Below are 20824 nucleotides of genomic sequence, written 5' to 3' on the forward strand. Positions count from 1 at the left end.
GGACTCCTTATCTGCACTGCAGACGGCTGGCGCTGAATTCGCGCAGCGGCTGTTCGAAAGTCGGGCCCGACGCGGTGACGATTTCGCTCAGCGCGTCGATGCCTGCGATGTTCACAATCGGCGCCGGCGTGAAGCTCGGGGTGGAAGGCAGTGCTATGCGCGGCGGCTGGAAAATTTCAGGCAGCAGCGTAGTGGTGATCACCTGCACTTCGGGTTGCGTGACGGCCGGCGCCGACGTCACCGCGAAGTTCACATTGATCTGCGCCGTTCCACTGCCCAGACTGAGCGTGAAGCGTGCCGAATCGTTGCCATTGAAGCCGGCGTTCGCCGTGTATTGCCACGCCGACTGCTGGCCATCCAGCACACCATTGTTTGGACCGCTGGACAGCGTTGCACCGCTGCGCAGGCTGAACAACAGCGGCGTGCCCCCGGTCGCGGCAAACGTCTGATTGATGACCGGCGCCGACGTGGGCGAGAAGCTCAGCGTGCCGTTGCCACCGATGCGGTTGAAGATGTCCGGTGGCAGGTCGCCGCCCAGTTCCATCGTCGCGTTGTCGCCGATGACGAACAGACCGCCACCGCCGATGCCGCCGGTCAGGCCGAGATTGCCTGCACTGGCCTGCACGTTGCCGTCATTGACCAGGCGCACTGCGACGTTCGAAGTGCCGCCGCCCAGTGTGCCTTCCAGCGTACCGCGATTGACCAGGCTGCCGGTGCCGCCGACGCTGGTATTGCTGCCCAGTCCGAGCGACGCCCCGTCACTGACGATCAGTTGCGAACCGCCGTTCAGCGCGAGTTGCGTACCGGTGTCGAGCAGACCGGAGCCGCCGATGTTCAGCACGGCCCCGTTTAGCGCCAGGTTGCTGCCATCAAGCACCGTGTCGCCGCGTACCACGATGGCGCGCCCGTTGCCGCCGATCGAACCGGACGTCCAGATCAGGTCGTCGGTCATGGTCAGCGCGCCGTTGCCGCCGATGTTACCGGCGACACGCAGGTCGCCGAAGGTGGCGTTGCTGTTGAAATTGACCAAGGTGTTGCCGCTGACGCGCGTTTCGCCACCGACGTTGTAGCTGCCATTGACATTGAACACGCCGCCGGAGAAAGCGGTGAATTCGACGTCGCCGGGACCGGTGATCGACGAGCCCGGCCCGAAGTCGCGGAAGGCGTCGCGGAAGCGCAGCGTCGCGCCCGAATCGACCGAATAGGCGCCGCTGTCGGCACCCGGTCCGGCGGCATCGGTGTCATGAGCCAGTACCGACAATGTGCCGCTTTCGACATCGACCGAGCCGTTGTTGGCGAAGATCATGCCGCCACCGTTGCCGAACTCGAATGTCGCACCGCTATCGATGATGACGCTGCCGTTGTTGTTCAGGCGGGTGGTCGTCAGGTTGCCGACACTGCCGGACAGCACGTTCAACGTACCGTTGTTGGTGAACACGTTGCCGCTCATCGTGCCGCCGTTGTAGTTGAGCGTGCCGTTGTTGAGCAGGGCGTTGCCGAAGTTCAGGTTGCCGCCATCGAGGCTGAGCGTGCCGCCCGGCTGCACGGTGGTCGGTGCATTGAGTACGCCACCGGTCAGCGTCAGCGAATTCGCGTTGCCGATGGTCAGTCCGGCAACCGTGACGGTCGGGATCGCGTTCAGCACCACGTTCGCACCGCCGGCGAGCGTGATGAACACGAGGTCATTTACGCCGGGCAGCACATCGCCGGTCCAGTTTGCGGCATCGGTCCACAACTGGCTGCCGGCGCCACCGTCCCAGCAGATGCCGGTGGTGCAAGCGGTGTAGCCCAGACTCAATGAACTGCCGAGCGTGCGTGTCGTGAAGCCGGTCGGTGCCACCAGCTGAAGTGCGCCCGTGTCCAGCGTACCGCTTGCGGTGATGACAGGCAGTTGCATGCCTTCGACCGGAACCGCTGCGCCAAGCGACTGCACCTCGAGCACGCCATCCAGCAAAGTGTCGCCGCGTACGTCGAGCACATCGAACTGGTTGGTCGCGGTGCCTGCAAATTCCGCTTCGATACGTCCGGCAGCGGTCTGCGTGACGTTGCCGAGCACGGTCAGACGGCCGATCTGGTCGTCGCCACCCGGGCGCACGGTGCCGCTGTTGGTGAGTGTGCCGCCACCGACATCCAGCGTGCCGCTGCCTTCGATGACGCCGGTGTTGGTCAGTGCCGAGGCGGTGGTGATGGAGGCGCCGGCAGCAATATGCATGACGCCGCTCACGGTGCCGAGCGACGCAAGCTGCAGCGTGCCGGTTTCGCCGCGGTAGCTGCCGCCCTCGTCCACGAGGCGTGCCTGACTGGCGAAGCCACTGCTGCCGGTGCCGCCGGTCTTGGCCAGCGTGCCGCTGTTGTTGAAGGTGCCGCCGTTGCCGGAATTCTCGCTGACCACGCCATCGGACGCGAAGTTGAATCGGCCGGTGTTGTTGAAGCGTGTATTGTCGTTGATCAGCAACTCGCGGCCGGCACTGATGTAATCGACCGTGCCGGCGTTGTTCACCGTGACGCTACTGAGCACCAGATTGCCGCCATTGGTGCTGGCATTGAAGGTGCTGGCGCTGCCGGACGCGAGGTTAAGCGTGCCGCCGGAGATCGTCGCGCTGCTGGCCCAGTTCAGTCCGCTGCCCATCGTCAGCGTGCTGCTGCTGGCGATGTTGATCAGGCCGCCGCTCAGGAACACCGGGCCGTTGAATGTGGCACCCGAGGTGTTGATCGTGGCGCCTGCGAGATGGGTGCGACCGTTGATCGTCGAACCTGATGCAAAGGTATGCACGCCTGCGCTGAACTGCACACCGTTGCCGACGATGTTGAACGCCCCGGCGTGATTCCCCTCTGTCTGCAGCACGATCAAACCGGTGCCGCTATCGACGACACCACCATCGAGACTGTTGAAACGGACGAAGTTCGAGAAGCTGCTGACGCCGGTGCCGCCGGTCTTGGCCAGGGTGCCGCTGTTGTTGAAGTGACCGCCGAAGCCCGCCGTTTCGTTGAGGTTGCCGTCGGAAGCGAAGTTGAAGCGGCCGCTGTTGTTGAAGCGTGTGCCACCGTTGATCAGAAGTTCGCGACCGGCGCTGGTGTAATTGACGGTACCAGCATTGTTGACCGTGACATCGGCGAGGACGAGGTTACCGCCGTTGGTGTGGGCGTTGAAGGAGCTTGTGCTGCCGGCGATCAGGTCGAGCGTGCCGCCAGCGATGCTGGCACCGCTCGTCCAGTTCAGTCCGTTGTTCAGCGTCAGTGTGGTGTTGCTGTTCTGGTTGATCGAGCCGCCGGACAGATTTACCGGGCCGTTGATGGTGGCGCCGGCGGTGTTGATCGTCGCACCGGCAAAATTGGCAATACCCTGTATCGTCGCGCCGGCTGCGAAGGTGTGCGTACTGGCGTTGAAGCGCACATTGCTGCCGGCTATATCGAACACGCCGTCATGGCTGCCGTCGGTCTGCAGCAATATCGTGCCGGTTCCGGAATCGACGATGCCGCCATTCAGGTTGTTGAAGCGGGCGAAATTCGCGAAGCCGCTGCTGCCTGTGCCGCCGGTCTTCGCCACGGTGCCGCTGTTATTGAACGTGCCTCCGAAACCGGCATTCTCGCTGACGTTGCCGTCGGAGGCGAAGTTGAAGCGGCCGCTGTTGTTGAAGGTCGTGCCGTCGTTGATCAGCAACTGACGTCCGTCGCTGGTGTAATTGACGGTGCCGGCGTTGTTCAAAGTGACGCCGCTCAGCACGAGGTGACCCCCGTTGGTGTTCGCGTTGAACGTGCTCGTTGTGCCGGCGGCCAGATTCAGCGTGCCACCGGTGATCGTTGCCTGTCGGTTCCAGTTCAGGCCGCCATCGAGCGTCAATGTGCCGGTCGATGTGATCGTGCCGCCCGAGAGATTGACCGGACCGTTGAAGGTGGTGTTGCCGGAACTGATCGCGGCACCGCTGAAGTTCGCGCTACCAGTGATCGTTGCGCCATTGGCGAAGCTGTGCGCGCCGGCGTTGAACTGCACGCCGTTGCCGACGAGGTTGAACACGCCGGCATGCGCGCCCTGCGTCTGCAGACTGATCGTGCCCGTGCCCGTGCCTGAATCCACGGTTCCGCCGTCAAGGTTGTTGAAGCGTACCTGGCTGGCGAAGCCGCTGGTTCCGGTGCCGCCGGTCTTGGCCAGCGTGCCGCTGTTGTTGAAGTTGCCACCGTTGCCGGAGTTTTCGCTGACCACGCCATCGGATGCGAAGTTGAAGCGGCCGGTGTTGTTGAAGGTCGTGCCGTCGTTGATCAGCACCTGACGGCCTTCGCTGGTGTAATTGACGGTACCGGCGTTGTTCACGGTGATGCCGCTCAGTACGAGGTGGCCGCCATTCGTGTTGGCGTTCAGGGTGCTGACGCTGCCCTCAGCCAGCAGCAACGTACCGGAGCCCGTAATGGTCGAACCACTGGTCCAGTTCAGTGCGCCGTCGACCGTCACCGTGCGGTTCGCTGCCACAACGAGCGTGCCACTGGTGTGGTTGAGCGTGCCTTCGATGTCGAAGTCGCGGTTGAAGGTGTAACTGCCCGGCGCAAAGGACACCGCGCTGCCCAGCATGGTGCGGCCGATGCCGGTGTGGCTGCCGCCCGTCTGGCTGAATGCAGTCGATACGAAGAAGTCTCCGGGGCCATTGAACGTGCCGCCGGTCTGCGTGAAGCGTGTGGCGTCGAGCCGGCCGTTGGTGACCAGTGTGCCGCTGCCGCTCAGCGTCAGGTCGCCAGCCAGCGCCGACATGCCGGTGAGTGTCAGCGAGCCGGCGCTGATCGAAAGTGCGTTCCCGGCTGTCGTCGTCAGACCGGCGATGGTATGGCTGCCGCTGTTCAGCACGACGCTGCTGCCGTTGTCCAGCGCGATGAACACGAGGTCGTTCAGGCCGGGCAGGGCGTCGCCGGACCAGTTGGCGGCATCCGTCCAGAGCGCTGTGCCTGCACCGCCGTCCCAGCAGATGCCGCCGCAGACGATGCTGCCGAAACTGATGCGGAAGGCATTTCCATCTACCGCCGTCGTATAGCCGGCGACCGGTGTGTCGATCGTTGCAAATGTGCCGCTGATGCCGCTACCGGCGGTGATCAGGGCGAGTGACAGTGGACCGCGCGTGTAGGACGGATCTTCGGTTACCACGAGCGTGCCGCCGAGCGTGACCGAACCGCTGACCGCAAGCTGGTCGTAGGTGCCCGCACTGGTGCCGCCAATCCACAGGTCGAGGACGCCGGTGTCGGTCTGCACGAAGTTGCCGGTCACGCTCAACGTGCCGTACTCGAGGGTACCCAGGGCGCCGGCGTTGGTCAGCGTGCCGCTGGCACCGACGTCGATCGTGCCGTTGCCGAAGACGTCGGCGCCACTGTTGATCGTGAAGCCGCCGAGGCGGCGCAGTACGCCACCGGCGCCGAGGTCGGCATCGCCGTTGTAGGTCAGTGCACCGCCTATTTCCAGAGTCGAGTCCGCGCCGATCGCGATGAAGTTGTTGTGCGTGAAGGTGCCGCCGCCCGAGGCGCCGGAATAGCCGATGTTGAAACGCAGCCGGCCGCTGAAGACGTTGATCCGGCCATTGTTGGTGAAATTGGTGTAATTCGCTGTGCCGCCCGGAATGCCCAGCGTGCCGATTGCGAACTCACCCGTACCGGCCGTTTTCGAAATGACGCCGCTGTTGTGATTCACCAGTGTGAAGGTGCCGGTACCGGTCGAGCGGTCGCCGAAACTGAAGTCCGATGCCAGATCGATCAAGCCGTGGTTGTCCACGCGCCCGGCGCCGATGACGTCGATATGCCCTTCCAGCCAGTTCAGCGTGCCGAAGTTGGTCAGTGAGCCAGCGCCGAAGCGCTTGTAGCTGGTCGACTGCACGTCGTCGCTGCCGGTGCCGCTCAAGGTCAGCGATGCGCCATTGGCGATGACGAGATTGCCGATCAGCGTGCCGCGCGTCCAGCTGCCCGCGCCGACGATGCTGAATGTCGAGCTGCCGGCCAGCGTGCCGCCATTCCAGTTGTAGAGGCTGGCGCCCGACGCCGCGTTCAAGGTCAACGTGCCGCCGGTCTGTGTCACAGAACCGACCTGCAGGCCAGCCTGCGCGATGACCTGGCCGCTGTCGGCCAGTTCGAGGTTGGCGATGGCGCCCGGTGTGCTCAGCGTGAAGCGGGCCGAATCCTGCACGCGCACGGTGAAGGTGTTGTCGGCGATGGCGGGCGCGTTCGTGGCACTCGTCACCTGAGCCGTGTTGATGAATTCGATGCGTCCGCCGCCGTCGAACTGGCCGGTCGCATCAAGCAGGTAGGTCGCGCTGCCGCCGTAGCGCGCGGTGGCGCCGAAAGCCACATTGACCACACCGGCGTTGCCGGCGCCACCGGTCGTCGTCAGCGAGCCGCTGTCGAGCGAAAACCGGCCACCCTGTTCGATATCCAGACGTCGTGTGATCGTCCGTGTGCCGGCGGCGTAGTTGAAGGTCGATCCAGCAGCAAACACGAGGCGCCCCGTGCCGCCGACATCGCCGCCAGTCCAGGTCGAACCGGACTGGCTGAAGGTGACCGCTCCGCTGCCGCCGAAGATGCCCGACGACAGCATCAGTCGCGCGAGTTGCGCCGCACCGTTGAAGTTTGCCGTGCCGCCGCTGATGACCAGATCGCCGGCCAGTGTCGCCACGTCTGTCACCGTGAGGCTGCCGCCGGAGACGATCAGCGTGTTGCCGGAGGCGGTATTCAGGCTGCGTATCGTGTGGCTGCCGTTGGTCAGCTGGACACTGATCGTACCCAGGTCGATGAACACGAGATCGTTCGTGCCGGGCAGCAGGTCGCCGGTCCAGTTGGCTGCATCGGTCCACAGCAGCGAACCGCCGCCGCCGTCCCAGCACACGCCACCGCAGATCGCGCCTGCGTAACTGAGCACCTGACGGTTGCCGACGGTCTGCGTGCTGTAGCCGCTCGGCAGCGTGACGGTAGAGAAGCTGCCGCTCAGCGCGCTGGCGGTCACCACATCGGACGTGCCGCCGGTTGCGATGTAGCCCGGCAGCTCGCTGACCACGAGCGTGCCGCCCAGTGTGGCCGTGCTGCTGACGATCAAGGCATCGGCGCCGGCGTTGCCGCGTTCGATCTGCAATGTGCCTGTCGCGTCCTGGGCATAACGGCCGGTGATGTTCAGTGTGCCGATGCTGCCGGCGCCGCCGGGGCTGACAGTGCCCTGGTTGAGCAGGCCGGTGCCGCCGGTGATCAGTACGCCATGGCCGGCGATCAGGCCGGTGTTGGTCAGGGGCGAACTTGCGGTGCTGAAGATCGTACCCGGCAGCAACTGCAGCGTGCCCGCATTCTGGTTGAAGCCGTCGCCGATCACACTGCCCTGGCCCAGGATCAGCGTACCCGGGTTCTGCAGGCCGACCGGGTTGTAGACATACAGTGTGCCGCTGCCGACCTTGGTCAGCGTGCCCTGGTTGATGAAGCTGCCCGCCGCGCCGGTGGAATACCACAGGCCGGGATTGCCGCTTCCGGTGTCGAAGTAGAGCCGGGCGCCGGTCGCGTTGGTGAAGCTCGCGCCGCCCCCGATGTAGAAATATCCACTGGTCTTGAACAGGCTGCTCGAACCGGACCCATTGGTATGCACCAGGGAACGACCGGCAAGACCGAAGCTGCTGGCTCCGCTCAATTGCAGGATGCCGCTGACGGTCAGGGCGCCGCTGCCGGCGACATTGCCGCCGGTCCACTCGTAGCGGCCCGACAGCGTGTTGTTGCCGGTGCCCTCGAAGTTGCCGCCCGACTGTTGAAGCGTGATGCCGGTATCGAGGCCGTCTGCGAAGGCCAGCGTGCCGCCGGTCAGCGACAGGACTCCGGTGCCACCGAACACGGCGCTCGCCGCTGCCGAAATGGAGCCGCTGGTCACGCGCAGTTCAGCACCGCTGGCGATCTGCTGCGTGCCCGACAGGGAGCCGGTGCCGCCCAGCGTCACCAGGCCCTGATTCACCGCGAGCGTGCCCTGCTGAAACAGTTGCACGATTCCGAAATTACCGAAGTCGAGCCGGCCGGCTCCGGTCTTCGTCAGGGTGCCGATATTCTCGAAACGTCCGATCGCCGGGCCGCTGTCCTGATCGATGTACATGTTGCTGGCTGCGCCCGCCACATCCAGGGTCAGCGCGCCGGTGTTGCGGAAGATCGCGCCGTTCTCGAGGTTGAAACCGCTGCTCGACGTATTCGCGATGCGGCTGTTGCCGCTGGCATTGCTGTGCAGGAACAGCGTGCCGTCGCGCAGATAGACCGTGGTGTTGCCGCTCTGGTTGAACACGCCGCTTGCATTGACCGTGCCGCCGCCATTGATGGTGCCGGCCGTCCACGACAGTGCATTGCTGAATGTCGCGCTGCTGCCGGCGGCCACCGTCAGCGTGCCGCCGCTGATGACCTGACGGGCGTCGATGTCTGCCCCGTTGCCCAGGCTGAGCGTGCCGCTGGCCAGATCAAGCACGCCGGCACCGGTCACGTCGGCATTCGGCCCTATCGTCGTGGTGCCGCCGAGCACACGCAGCGTCGCATCGGCTGCGATGTCCACCGTACCATTCAGCGCCACCGTATTGCCCAGCGTGACCAGCCCCTCGGAGATCAGGAAACTGCCTTGCTGCACCAGTTGCAACTGGCCGAAGTTGCCGAAGTCGACCCGACCGGCGCCGACTTTGGTCAGCGTGCCGGTGTTCTCGAAGGTTCCGGCAGCACCGCTGTCGTGATCGATGTACATGATGCTTCCGGCATTCTGTATGTCGATCGTCAGCGTACCGGTGTTGCGGAAGGTGGCACCGAATTCGATGTTGAAGCCGCTGCCCGATGTATTTGAGATGCGGCTGGCGCCGCTGGTGTTGGCGTGTACCAGCTGTGTGCCGTTGCGCAGGTAGACCGTGGTGTTGCCGGTCTGGCTCAGCACGCCATTCAGGGTGAGCGTGCCCGGTGCGACAAGGTCACCCGTGATGATGCCGCCGGTCCAGGCCAGATCACCGTTCATCACCGCCGCGCCGCCGATGTTCAGGGTACCGCCCGCCAGGGCGTAGTCGGCATCGATGCGCGCACCGTTGCCCAGCGTCACGGTGGCACTGTTATGCCGCACGACGCCGTCACCGGTGAAGCGGGCCGTGCCGGATACCGCGATCGAGCTCCCGCTGCTCAGGTCAAGCGAGCTGTCGGCGGCCAGCGTGGTCAGTCCGGACAGGGCGTGCGTCGCATTGTCGAGGTTGAATACGCCCTGCTGGATGTTCAGTACGCCGGCCTGCTCGAGATGCGTCGGGTTGTAGATGAAGAAGGTGCCGGTGCCGGTCTTGTTCAGCGTGCCCAGGTTGTGCAGCGTGCCGCCGGTGCCCCCGGAATAGTAGGTGCCGGAATTGCCGCCTGTGGTGTCGATGGTCAGCGACGCGCCGGCACTGTTGCGCAGTATCCCGTTCGTGCCGTTCAGATAGAAGTAGCCGCCGCTCTTGGCGATTCGGCTCAGCCCGCTGGCATTCGCATGGACCAGCACGGTGTTGGAAAGTCCGAAGGAGTTCGAACCGCTGACGTCGAGCACGCCGGCAAGTGTCAGTGTGCCGCCACCGCCGATATTGCCGCCAGTCCATGTCAGGTCGCCGCTGGCACTCGTACTGTTCGCCACGTTCAGCACGCCGCTGCCGCTCAGTTCGATGTCCGACGTCAGGCTGGCCAGATTCAGGTTGAGCGTGCCGGAAACGACCTGGATCAGGGTCTGGCCCTGATCGGCATTCAGGTTGGCCGTGTAGCCGGCCACCCTCAGCAGCGACGACGGCAGCGCGAGCGCAGCGTTGTAGTTCACCGTACCGCCACGAACGTCTATGGCGTCGAAGGCGAGACTGGCGGCGTTGAACGTGCTGGTGCCGTTGTTCTGCACGTAATTCGCGATCTGTCCGGCGCCGTCGGCGATGAATTGACTGCTGTTGTTGAGGGTGACGTTGTTGAGTGCAATTTCATCCGTGACGGTCATGCGGCCGCTGCCGTTGAGGATGAGGTTGCCGCCAACATAGGCATACGCGGTGGTGAGCGAGCCGCCGCTGATGGTCAGATGCTCTTCGGAAATCAGTTCCTCTATCGTCCAGTCGCCCGAAGAGATGGTGATCGTCGGCGTGAAGCCGACCCGGTCGATCAGCACGGCCATGTCCGGGCTGTTGGGCGCGACGCCTAGCGACCAGTTGGTGGCAGTCGCCCAGTCGCCGCTCGTGTTGCTGATCCATTCGTTGATGCCGATCAGCGAATTGCCGAAGCCCAGCAGATAGGTGCCGACGCCGTAGTAACTGTCGTATCCGAAACCGTTGGGCACGTTCAGCGTGGCGAACTGCGAGCTGCCGGTGCGCGAGGTGTAGCGGATCAGCTGGAAGGTTTCGGAGCCGCCTCCCGGTACATAACCGTTGACATGATCGGCCCTCAGCGTACCGCCGAAGGTGACCGCGCCATTCACGTCCAGCGCACCGTGATCGACCACGCGATCAAGACCGCCGATGTCGAAGCGCAGCGTGCTGCCGGCCGTCAGAACCAGATTGCCGGTCAGGTTCAGCAAACCGCCGTCCGCGAACAGGGTGCCGGCGTTGGTCAGCGTATTGCTGCCCAGATTGAGGTTGCCGATACCGCGGATCATTCCGGCATTGACGAAGCTGTCGCCGGAATGCATCTGGCCGCCAGCCAGACTCAGCGTGCCGGAGTTGGTCCAGGTGTCGGTGGTGGCCCAGCTGTTGAGGGAGATTTCCTTGCCGGCGGTATTGGCGGAGATGGTTCCGGCGTTGACGCCGTTGTTACCGAAGTAGATGTATCCGCCGTTGGCTCCGGCGACGGTGACGCCGGAGCCGATGGACAAGGAGTAGGCGCCGGAGCCGTAGCCGAGGTAATTGTTGGCGCGCACGGCGTTGTGTGAGCCGCCGAACAGGATGGATCCATTGCCGCCGATGGACCAGGGGCCTGTGATGCTGCGCAGGAAGGTGGAGCTGCCGTCGGAGGCGAGGGTGATATCGGCGTTGTCGAGCGTGAGTGCGCCGACCACGCGCAAGTCGCCGTTGTTGGCGATGGTCAGGTGTCCGCTGTCGGCGACGTTGGCGATATTGCCGAGAGTGACGTTGGTCAGTGTTGCGGTATTGCTGCCACCGAAAGACGAGCCGGAGAAGCCGGCATAGCCGGTGTTGAGCGCGCCGCCATTGGCGTTGTTGATGCGCACGGTGCCGGAGGAGATGTTGCCGCCGAAGGCGAGCGTGCCGGTTGAGCCATCGAGCAGCAGGGTGGAGTTGGCGTTGTTGAGCGTGCCGACCAGATTGAGCGACCCGCGGTCGGCGTCGGCCGGCCTCACCAGGGTGTTGAAGGAGGCGGTGTTGAAGCTTCCGCCGAGGAACAGGATGCCGGAGTCGAGCTGCAGCGTTCCGGTACTGGACCAGGTGTCGTTGGTGCTGAGGATGCCGCCATTGGCGCGCACCGTGCCGGAGTTGGTCCAGGTGTCGGTGGTGGCCCAGCTGTTGAGGGAGATTTCCTTGCCGGCGGTATTGGCGGAGATGGTTCCGGCGTTGACGCCGTTGTTACCGAAGTAGATGTATCCGCCGTTGGCTCCGGCGACGGTGACGCCGGAGCCGATGGACAAGGAGTAGGCGCCGGAGCCGTAGCCGAGGTAATTGTTGGCGCGCACGGCGTTGTGTGAGCCGCCGAACAGGATGGATCCATTGCCGCCGATGGACCAGGGGCCTGTGATGCTGCGCAGGAAGGTGGAGCTGCCGTCGGAGGCGAGGGTGATATCGGCGTTGTCGAGCGTGAGTGCGCCGACCACGCGCAAGTCGCCGTTGTTGGCGATGGTCAGGTGTCCGCTGTCGGCGACGTTGGCGATATTGCCGAGAGTGACGTTGGTCAGTGTTGCGGTATTGCTGCCACCGAAAGACGAGCCGGAGAAGCCGGCATAGCCGGTGTTGAGCGCGCCGCCATTGGCGTTGTTGATGCGCACGGTGCCGGAGGAGATGTTGCCGCCGAAGGCGAGCGTGCCGGTTGAGCCATCGAGCAGCAGGGTGGAGTTGGCGTTGTTGAGCGTGCCGACCAGATTGAGCGACCCGCGGTCGGCGTCGGCCGGCCTCACCAGGGTGTTGAAGGAGGCGGTGTTGAAGCTTCCGCCGAGGAACAGGATGCCGGAGTCGAGCTGCAGCGTTCCGGTACTGGACCAGGTGTCGTTGGTGCTGAGGATGCCGCCATTGGCGCGCACCGTGCCGGAGTTGGTCCAGGTGTCGGTGGTGGCCCAGCTGTTGAGGGAGATTTCCTTGCCGGCGGTATTGGCGGAGATGGTTCCGGCGTTGACGCCGTTGTTACCGAAGTAGATGTATCCGCCGTTGGCTCCGGCGACGGTGACGCCGGAGCCGATGGACAAGGAGTAGGCGCCGGAGCCGTAGCCGAGGTAATTGTTGGCGCGCACGGCGTTGTGTGAGCCGCCGAACAGGATGGATCCATTGCCGCCGATGGACCAGGGGCCTGTGATGCTGCGCAGGAAGGTGGAGCTGCCGTCGGAGGCGAGGGTGATATCGGCGTTGTCGAGCGTGAGTGCGCCGACCACGCGCAAGTCGCCGTTGTTGGCGATGGTCAGGTGTCCGCTGTCGGCGACGTTGGCGATATTGCCGAGAGTGACGTTGGTCAGTGTTGCGGTATTGCTGCCACCGAAAGATGAGCCGGAGAAGCCGGCATAGCCGGTGTTGAGCGCGCCGCCATTGGCGTTGTTGATGCGCACGGTGCCGGAGGAGATGTTGCCGCCGAAGGCGAGCGTGCCGGTTGAGCCATCGAGCAGCAGGGTGGAGTTGGCGTTGTTGAGCGTGCCGACCAGATTGAGCGACCCGCGGTCGGCGTCGGCCGGCCTCACCAGGGTGTTGAAGGAGGCGGTGTTGAAGCTTCCGCCGAGGAACAGGATGCCGGAGTCGAGCTGCAGCGTTCCGGTACTGGACCAGGTGTCGTTGGTGCTGAGGATGCCGCCATTGGCGCGCACCGTGCCGGAGTTGGTCCAGGTGTCGGTGGTGGCCCAGCTGTTGAGGGAGATTTCCTTGCCGGCGGTATTGGCGGAGATGGTTCCGGCGTTGACGCCGTTGTTACCGAAGTAGATGTATCCGCCGTTGGCTCCGGCGACGGTGACGCCGGAGCCGATGGACAAGGAGTAGGCGCCGGAGCCGTAGCCGAGGTAATTGTTGGCGCGCACGGCGTTGTGTGAGCCGCCGAACAGGATGGATCCATTGCCGCCGATGGACCAGGGGCCTGTGATGCTGCGCAGGAAGGTGGAGCTGCCGTCGGAGGCGAGGGTGATATCGGCGTTGTCGAGCGTGAGTGCGCCGACCACGCGCAAGTCGCCGTTGGCGCCAACGAGCACCTGTCCCGCGCCGATGCCACTGCCCAACTTGGACAGCGTGACATTGGCCAGTGTGCCGCCACTCGCGTTGAATTGCGCGCCGATCATCATCTGCAGCGAATTGAGCGTGCCGCCCGTCATGACGTTGCTGCCGCCCGCGGCGAACAGGCGGCCACCCGAAATCGTGCCACCCGAGATCGCCAGCGATCCGGTATCGAGTTGTGTCCCGATGTTCAGCGTGCCGCCGGACATCGTCAGCCGCCCATTGATGACCGAATCGTCGATCAGCGTAAGTGTGCTGCCGGCAATGGTGATGTTCTCATTCGAATAAAGGCTGTTGACCCGGAAGCTGCTGACTGGAGCGGTCGCCCGTACGGTGATGGTCAGATCACCCGCCTGATCGATGATGACGTCGTTCGCCTCACCCGGAATCAGGCTGTTTGCCCAGTTCGCGGCAACATCCCAGAAACCGGACGTCGTTGAAATCCAGGTGCTAGCGATTGTGCCGGTCGCGAAGCTCAGCGCATTCGAAAAGAACGTTGCCGTGGCAGCGAGACCGCCCGTCTCGATGCTGGAGAAGCTGCCCGACAGGCATCCTTCGGCGCCACAAGACAGCACCGTGTAGCGGTCCTGCGCGCCGAATGTCAGGCTCTGTGACGGCGACAGCACGAGGTCGCCGTCGAGCGTCGCGCTGCCGGTGACCGTGACGTGGTCCTGCTGCGCCGCAGTAGTGCCCAGGACGTCAGCTTCGATCAAGCCTGCCGCGGTTTGGATCAGATTGCCGGTGATGGCAAGTGTACCGGCTGCCGCGCCATTGCCCGGGCGCAGGGCGCCTGCGTTGGTCAACGTGCCGGCGCCAAGATTGATCGCACCCCCACCCTGAATCACGCCATTGTTCTGCAGGCTGTTGTTGGCCGTGATCAGCGCTGCGCTGTCGAAGACATCAAGCGTGCCGGCGTTGACCGGAAAGGCGCTGGCAGTGAGTGTGCCGCTCTCTATGCGCAGCGTGCCGATGTTGGTAAGCGGCATTGCCAGCGTTAGCCCCGCCGTACCGGTCTTGCGCATCAGGCCTGCATTGTCGAGGCGCCCGCTGCCGAGGTGCGAAATGCTCGAGCCGCCAACGATCTCCAATTGCCCGGTGTCCAGCACCGAAAGGCGCCCGCTGTCCTGTATCTGCACTGTCCCGCTCGGTGTGTCGACACGCGTGCTGCCACTGATTTCCAGTGTCCGGTTTAACGCTTTGGTGCCGCCGGACAGAATGCGGCTTTCGCCGTTCAGGCGGGTCACACCCAAGCCACTCTGCGTGCCGGCGCTCCAGTCGAAGCCCGCGTTCACGGTCAGTCTGCCGATGCCGCTGATCGTGCCCGACGTGAAGCGCAGTGTGCCTGCGCCGCCGAAGGTGCTGTCGCCGGTCGTGCTCAGCGTGCCGCCCGACAGATCGAAAATGCCGGCCGCGACGCTGGCCGATTCGCCGGTGTTCAGCGTGAAGAGGCCGGAATCGAAGCTCAGCACGCCGCTGCCGGTCGTGGAGAACACCGCGCCATTGATGCTGCTGCCGGCGGTGTTGCCATAGATCGACAGCGTGCCGCTGCTCGACGAGATATTGCCGCGCAGATCAAGGTAGCGCACGTAGGCGGTACCGGTGCCGCTGGATTTGGTGAGCGAACCCAGCGCAACGATGCCGCCGGTGCCTCCATTGCTGGTCGCGCGCTGGATCAGCACGTCGTTGCCGAGGTTCAGGCTGGCGCCCGCCGAGATTTCCAGCGTGCGGTTAAGCGTGCGCGTGCCGCTGCCGGTCAGGCTGACGTCGCTGACCAGACGGGTGACACCGGCGCCGGACATCGTGCCGGCCGTCCAGTTGAAACCGGAACTGATATTCAGCGTGCCGGCGCCGTCCAGCGTGCCGGACGACAGCAGGAAGGTGCCGGCTCCGATGATCGACGACGTCCCGGCGGTCGACAGCGTCGCACCGGACAGGTCGAGCGTGCCCGCAGTGACGGTTGCTGTCTGCCCGTTGGTCAGCGTGAACAGGCCGGAATCCATCCGCATCAGACCGGTTCCGGACGTGGAGAAGCTCGCGCTGCCCAGAGTTGTTCCGGCCGCGTTGCCGTAGAGCGACAGGATGCCGCTGCTTGACGCCAGATTGCCCTGCAGATCGAGATACTGGATGTAGGCTGTGCCGCTGCCGGAGGACTTGGTGAGCGTGCCCAGAGCGACAATGCGGCCGGTGCCGCCATTGCTCGTCGAGCGCTGGATCACCACGTTGTCGCCGATGTCGAGGCTGCCGCCGGCGGCGATCTCCAGAGTACGGTTCAGCGAGCGGGTGCCGCTGCCGGTCAGGCTGACGGCATTGACCAGACGGGTCGTACCGGTCCCTGACATGATGCCACCGGTCCAGTCGAAGCCGGAAGCGATGGTCACCAGGGCGCTGCCAGCGAGCGTCGCGCCACTCGAAATCAGCAGTTCGCCGCTGCCGGTGAAGGTGGTGTCGCTGTTGGCGCTGATCACGCCGGAGTCGAAATGAAAGCTGCCGGCGCCGCTAAGCGCGAACGTGCCGGAAATCAGGTTCCCGGTATTGCTGTCGCTGCGCAAGATCAGCGCGGTGCCGTCGGCAACGCTGATGTCGGCGCCCGCGGCAGCGCTAAGCACCGCGGTACCACCGCTGCCCGCAGCCAGGTAGATCAATCCGTTGGTGGTTTCGGTCGCCAACTGGCCGCTTGCCAGCAGATGCAGCGTGCCGCCGTTGCCGACCTGCACGTAGTAGCCACTCGAATTGCCGAACGCGACCGTGCCGCTAACCTCCACGCTGCGGTTGACGAATTTGTAGGCCGAGGTGTTGTCGACGACGGTGCTGCCGGACAGCAGGGTGGTGCCGGTGCCCGACATCGTCCCGCCTGCCCAGATGAAGGGGCCGCTGACGGCAAGGTTGCCGGAACCGCTGATCGTTCCGCTCGAGAATCGCAGCGCGGATGACACCGTCGAGGCATGGTTGAACGCAATGTTCGAACCGCTGATGCGCAGGGATCCCGGACCCGTGAAGTGGGTCGCGGCGGCCGTCGTCAGCAGGCCGGAATCGAACACCAGTTCGCCGGCACCGGTGAGGCCGAACGTGCCGGAAATCTGGTTGCCGGTATTGCTATCGCTGCGCAGGGTCAGCAAGGTGTCGCTTGCGGTGCTGATGTCCGAACCCGCATCGGCCGAAATCCGCGCCGTTCCGCCCGCCCCGGCGGCGAGGTAAATGAGCCCGTTGACGGTCGCGGTCGACAGCTGTCCGCTGGCCGTCAGATGCAGGGTGCCGCCATCGCCGATCTGCAGGTAATACCCGTTTGAATTGCCGAACGAGAGACCCCCCTCCAGTTCCAGCCGACGGTTCAGGAATTTGTAGGAGGACGTGTTGTCGATGACGCCGTTGCCCGACAGCACGGTGGTGCCGGTGCCCGACATCGTGCCGCCCGCCCAGGTGAACGCGCCGCCGATGTCGACCGCGCCTGAGCCGCCCAGCACGCCGTTCTCGAAACGGAATGGCGAACCGAATGCGGTCGAGTGATTCAGGTTCAGCGTGGTCCCGCCGCCGACGCGCAAAAGCCCCGCGCCGGTGAAGTTCGTCGCACCGCTGGTGGCGAAAGTGCCGGAGTCGAAATAGGTCGCGCCGGCGCCGGTCAGGCCGAAGGTGCCGCCGATCTGATTTCCGGTATTGCCGTCGCTGCGGATGGTCAGCAGCGTGTTCGCGCTCAAGGCAATCGAAGAGCCGGCGTCGGCGCTCAGACGCGCGACGCCGCTGGCGCCCGCCGCCATGTAGATGAAGCCGCTGGTGCCGGCAGTGGCCAGTTGCCCGCCGGACAGCAGGTGCAGCGTGCCGCCATTGCCGATCTGCAGGTAGTAGCCGGTGGAATTGCCGAAGGTGAGGTCGCCCGACACTTCGACCCGGCGATTGACGAATTTGTAGGCAGAGGTGTTGTCGATCACCGCACTACCCGACACGACCGTGACGCCGGTACCCGAGAAGGTCCCGCCGGCCCAGTCGAACAGGCTGTCTATCGTCAGCGCGCCGGCGCCGGTGATCGTGCCGCCGGCAAAGCGGAAGCGACCTGCGCCTTCGAAGCGGGTGGCGGCCGACACATCGATCAGGCCGGAATCGAACACCATCGCGCCGTCTCCCGACAGGCCGAAGGTGCCGGACATGCGGTTTCCGGCGCTACCGTCGGTCCGCAGCGTCAGCGAGGTGCCGTCCGCGACATCGATGACCGAACCTGCTGCGGCCGTGAAGGCTGCCACGCCGCCGCTGCCGGCGCTCAGGTTGAGCAGGCCGTTGCTGGTGGTGGTCGTCAGGCTGCCGGTGGCACCCAGATGCAGCGTGCCGCCGTTGCCGACCTGCAGGTAGTAGCCGCTGTTGTTTCCGAATGCGAGGTTTCCGGTGAGCTCGAGCCGGCGGTTCAGGTACTTGTACGCGCTGGTGTTGTCGATCTGTGCGCTGCCGGAGAGCACTGTCGTGCCGGTGCCGCTCATCGCGCCGCCCAGCCACTCGAAGTCGCTGGCGATCGTCAGCAGGTGCGAACCGCCCAGTGCCCCGCCATTGGTCATCCGCAGCAGGCCACTACCGGAAATTGTCGTGTCTGCGCCGGTGGTGATCAAACCGGAATCAAGCAGCAACGCACCATCGCCGGCCAGCGAGAACACGCCTGATATCAGATTGCCGGTGGTGCTGTCGCCACGAAGATTCAGCGTCGTCCCACCGCCGACGTCGACGACTGCGCCGGCATCCGCGCTCAATGCGGCAGTTCCGCCATTGCCGGCGGCCAGGTAGATGAGGCCATTCGCGGTGCCGGTCGTCAGCGCACCGCCTGCGTTCAGATGCAGGGTGCCACCCGCCTCCACGTCGAGATAATAGCCGGACGAATTTTCGAGGCTAAGACTGCCGGATACATTCAGGCGCCGCGCCAGATAACGGTAGGCACTTGTGTTATCGATGACGCCGGCACCGGTCAGCGACACGGCGCCGCCAGCGAGCATCCGGCCACCGCGCCAGTCCAGACCGCCCAGTGTCAGCGCTGCGTCGCCGCCGAGATTGCCCGTCAGGGTGAGGGTGCCGCTGATAGATGATGCCCCGCCCTGGAAGGCCAGCGTGCCGCTGCTTGCGACATAGTTGCCGATAATCTGCGTACCGCCCGCCGCGCTCAGCGTGGCGCCACCGGTGACCGTGGCGGCCACGATCTGGATGCTGCCGCCCGATGTGTAGCCGGCGCCCAGCAGTTGCACGGTCGAGCCATCGGATGTGCGCACGAGGATGCTGCCCGATGCGCTGCCCAGCACCGGCAGCAGCACGTTCGCTATCTGGTTGCCGACCTTTTCACCATTGCTGTACCCGGTCTGCAGCGTGATGTCGCCATCGCCCCGGGTGGTGATCTGCAGCGCGGCGCCATGTGCGCCGCCGGTGACCAGATCTATGCCGGCGCTTGCTCCGCCCTCTCCGACGCCGAGATTGCGTGTTTCGATCAGAAGGCTGCTGTTGCTGGCCAACGCAAGCTGGCCGGCGGTTTCTCCCGCGACATTGCCGCTGGCGGTGTAGTTGAACTGGTTGCTGCCCACCGTCACTGAGCGCTGTGCGCGCAGAATGATGTCGGTGGTCTTGCTCTGTTCTTCGATCTCGCTTTCGAAAATGACCGTGGGGCCGAGGGCGTCTGCCGTGATCGTCCCCGGCGTTGTGCCGCCGCTGAAAATCAGGCTGCCGTCATTGCTGCCGTCGCCCGTGCCGCCCTGGATGATGATGGCCAGCGGGTCGAGCAGCAGTTCGCCATTGCGGCCCCGCTCGGCGCGGGTGTCCGTGCGGCCGCGATAGAGCAGGGCCACCTTGCCGGACACTTCGACCTGTCCACCGTCGCCGCCGTCGCGACCGCCGCGTGCCCAGATGCTGCCTGCGAAGGCGGTGGCTTCGTCGGCCCATACGACGACCTTGCCGCCATCGCCGTTCAGCAGCGCATCGGACAGCAGGCTCACGCCGTGTCCGACCCAGCTGATGTGTGCGTTGCTTACGGCCGCATTGGCGCCTTGCCAGTCGCCGCCGACGAGGATGGAACCGCCGCCGGTATCGCCCGATGCATCGAGCACGGCATCGCCATCGAGCACGACGGTCTGGGCAGTGACGACGATATCGCCGCCCTGGCCCAGCGATGCGCTGACCGGTGCCGCGGGAGCGGGGCCGGCAGCGGTGACCGGCAGGTCGAGGTCGTCGCCGGCCACGGATGCCGGGGCAGTCGTTGCGGCCGGTGCGGGCGCGACTGCAGCGGCGGGCGCATCGACGCGGCCGACCGCACGCAGCGTGCCTTCGACGGTTGCGCGCTGTTCGGCGCTGACTTCGATCCGGCCGCCTTCGGTGCCGCTCGCATCCACCTGCGCGCCGGCGTCCACGCGCACTTCTGGCGCGCTGATGTCGATCGCGCCGCCGGCGCCGTCGGCGGTTTGTGCAACCGTTTCCGACTGGGCGGTGAGCGTGACGGATTTCGAGCCGCGCAGCACGATGCGGCCGTCTTCGGTGCGGTGCGCACCGGTGGCCGAAATCTTTCCGGCTTGCGTGAGCGCTGCGCCGAACATGCCGACACTGCCGCCGCGTGCAATCAGCTGACCGAGGTTGATCGCCTCGCCACCGGCTTCGATCTTGACGCGCAGCGAGGGCTGATGCGGATCGGCAATCTCGACACTTTTGCCCGCTGCCAGCACGATGTCGCCGTTCTCGGCGGTGATTAGTCCGGTGTTTTCGACATCGGTGGCGATCAGGATCAGCGGGCCGCCGGTCGTTTTCAGCGTACCGTCGTTGCGCAGCTTGCCGGCATTGCCGTCGGCATCGAACTTCATCCTGCCGGCGAGGAAATCCTCATTCCGGATGTTGAGCGTCGACGCGACCAACCCGGCGGTATCGACCTTCGCGCCGGCGCCGAACAGCACGCCATTCGGGTTGATCAGGAAGACGCGGCCATTGGCGATCAGGTTGCCGAGTATTCTCGACGGATCCTGACCGACCACGCGATTGAGTACGCTGGCGGTCGAACTCGGCTGGATGAAGCGGGTGGTTTCGCCTGGCTGGATGGAAAACTGCTGCCAGTTGATGATGGCCTTGTCGCTGGCCGTGATGTTCAGCGTGCTGCCCTGGACCTGAACGCCCACGTTGCCATGGATCACCTGATGACCGGTCGGGTTGGCGATCGCGAGGCCGGGCAATGCGGCCGCCATCGCAGCGACGACACGACGCAGCGCGCGCGCGCCGCCGCCCTTGCCGCATGCCTTCGTTTCTTCCGGCACAGGGACGTAGCCGCCCTTCTCTTCGGAAAAAACCAGTCTGTAGCGACCCTTGTTCATTTCGGCCTCAAGTTCTTCTCCGCGAGGCCGTAAACACGATTACCGCTGCTTCAGGTAATCCGGTTCAGACCCGCGCGGGCCAACGCAAAAATTCCGACTGCATCCCCGCATGTCGTAATGTCTGAAATGAGCGATACCGTTTCCGCCCCTGTGATGCTGCGG

1 protein-coding gene is annotated in these 20824 nt (G+C 64.9%); it reads right to left on the reverse strand.

The genetic code is table 11. The features are described 5' to 3' along the window. Positions 1 to 7 precede the first annotated feature (7 nt). Positions 8 to 20662, reverse strand: coding sequence for a filamentous hemagglutinin N-terminal domain-containing protein (locus BSY238_RS12310; protein ID WP_069039395.1), 20655 nt, complete (start codon positions 20660 to 20662; stop codon positions 8 to 10). Positions 20663 to 20824 lie beyond the last annotated feature (162 nt).

It is taken from the genome of Methyloversatilis sp. RAC08 (assembly GCF_001713355.1).
Classification (GTDB): Bacteria; Pseudomonadota; Gammaproteobacteria; order Burkholderiales; family Rhodocyclaceae; genus Methyloversatilis.

Excerpts from the sequence above, each read along its gene's own strand:
- BSY238_RS12310 (WP_069039395.1), bottom strand. The coding sequence starts at position 20,662 with ATGAACAAGGGTCGCTACAGACTGGTTTTTTCCGAAGAGAAGGGCGGC.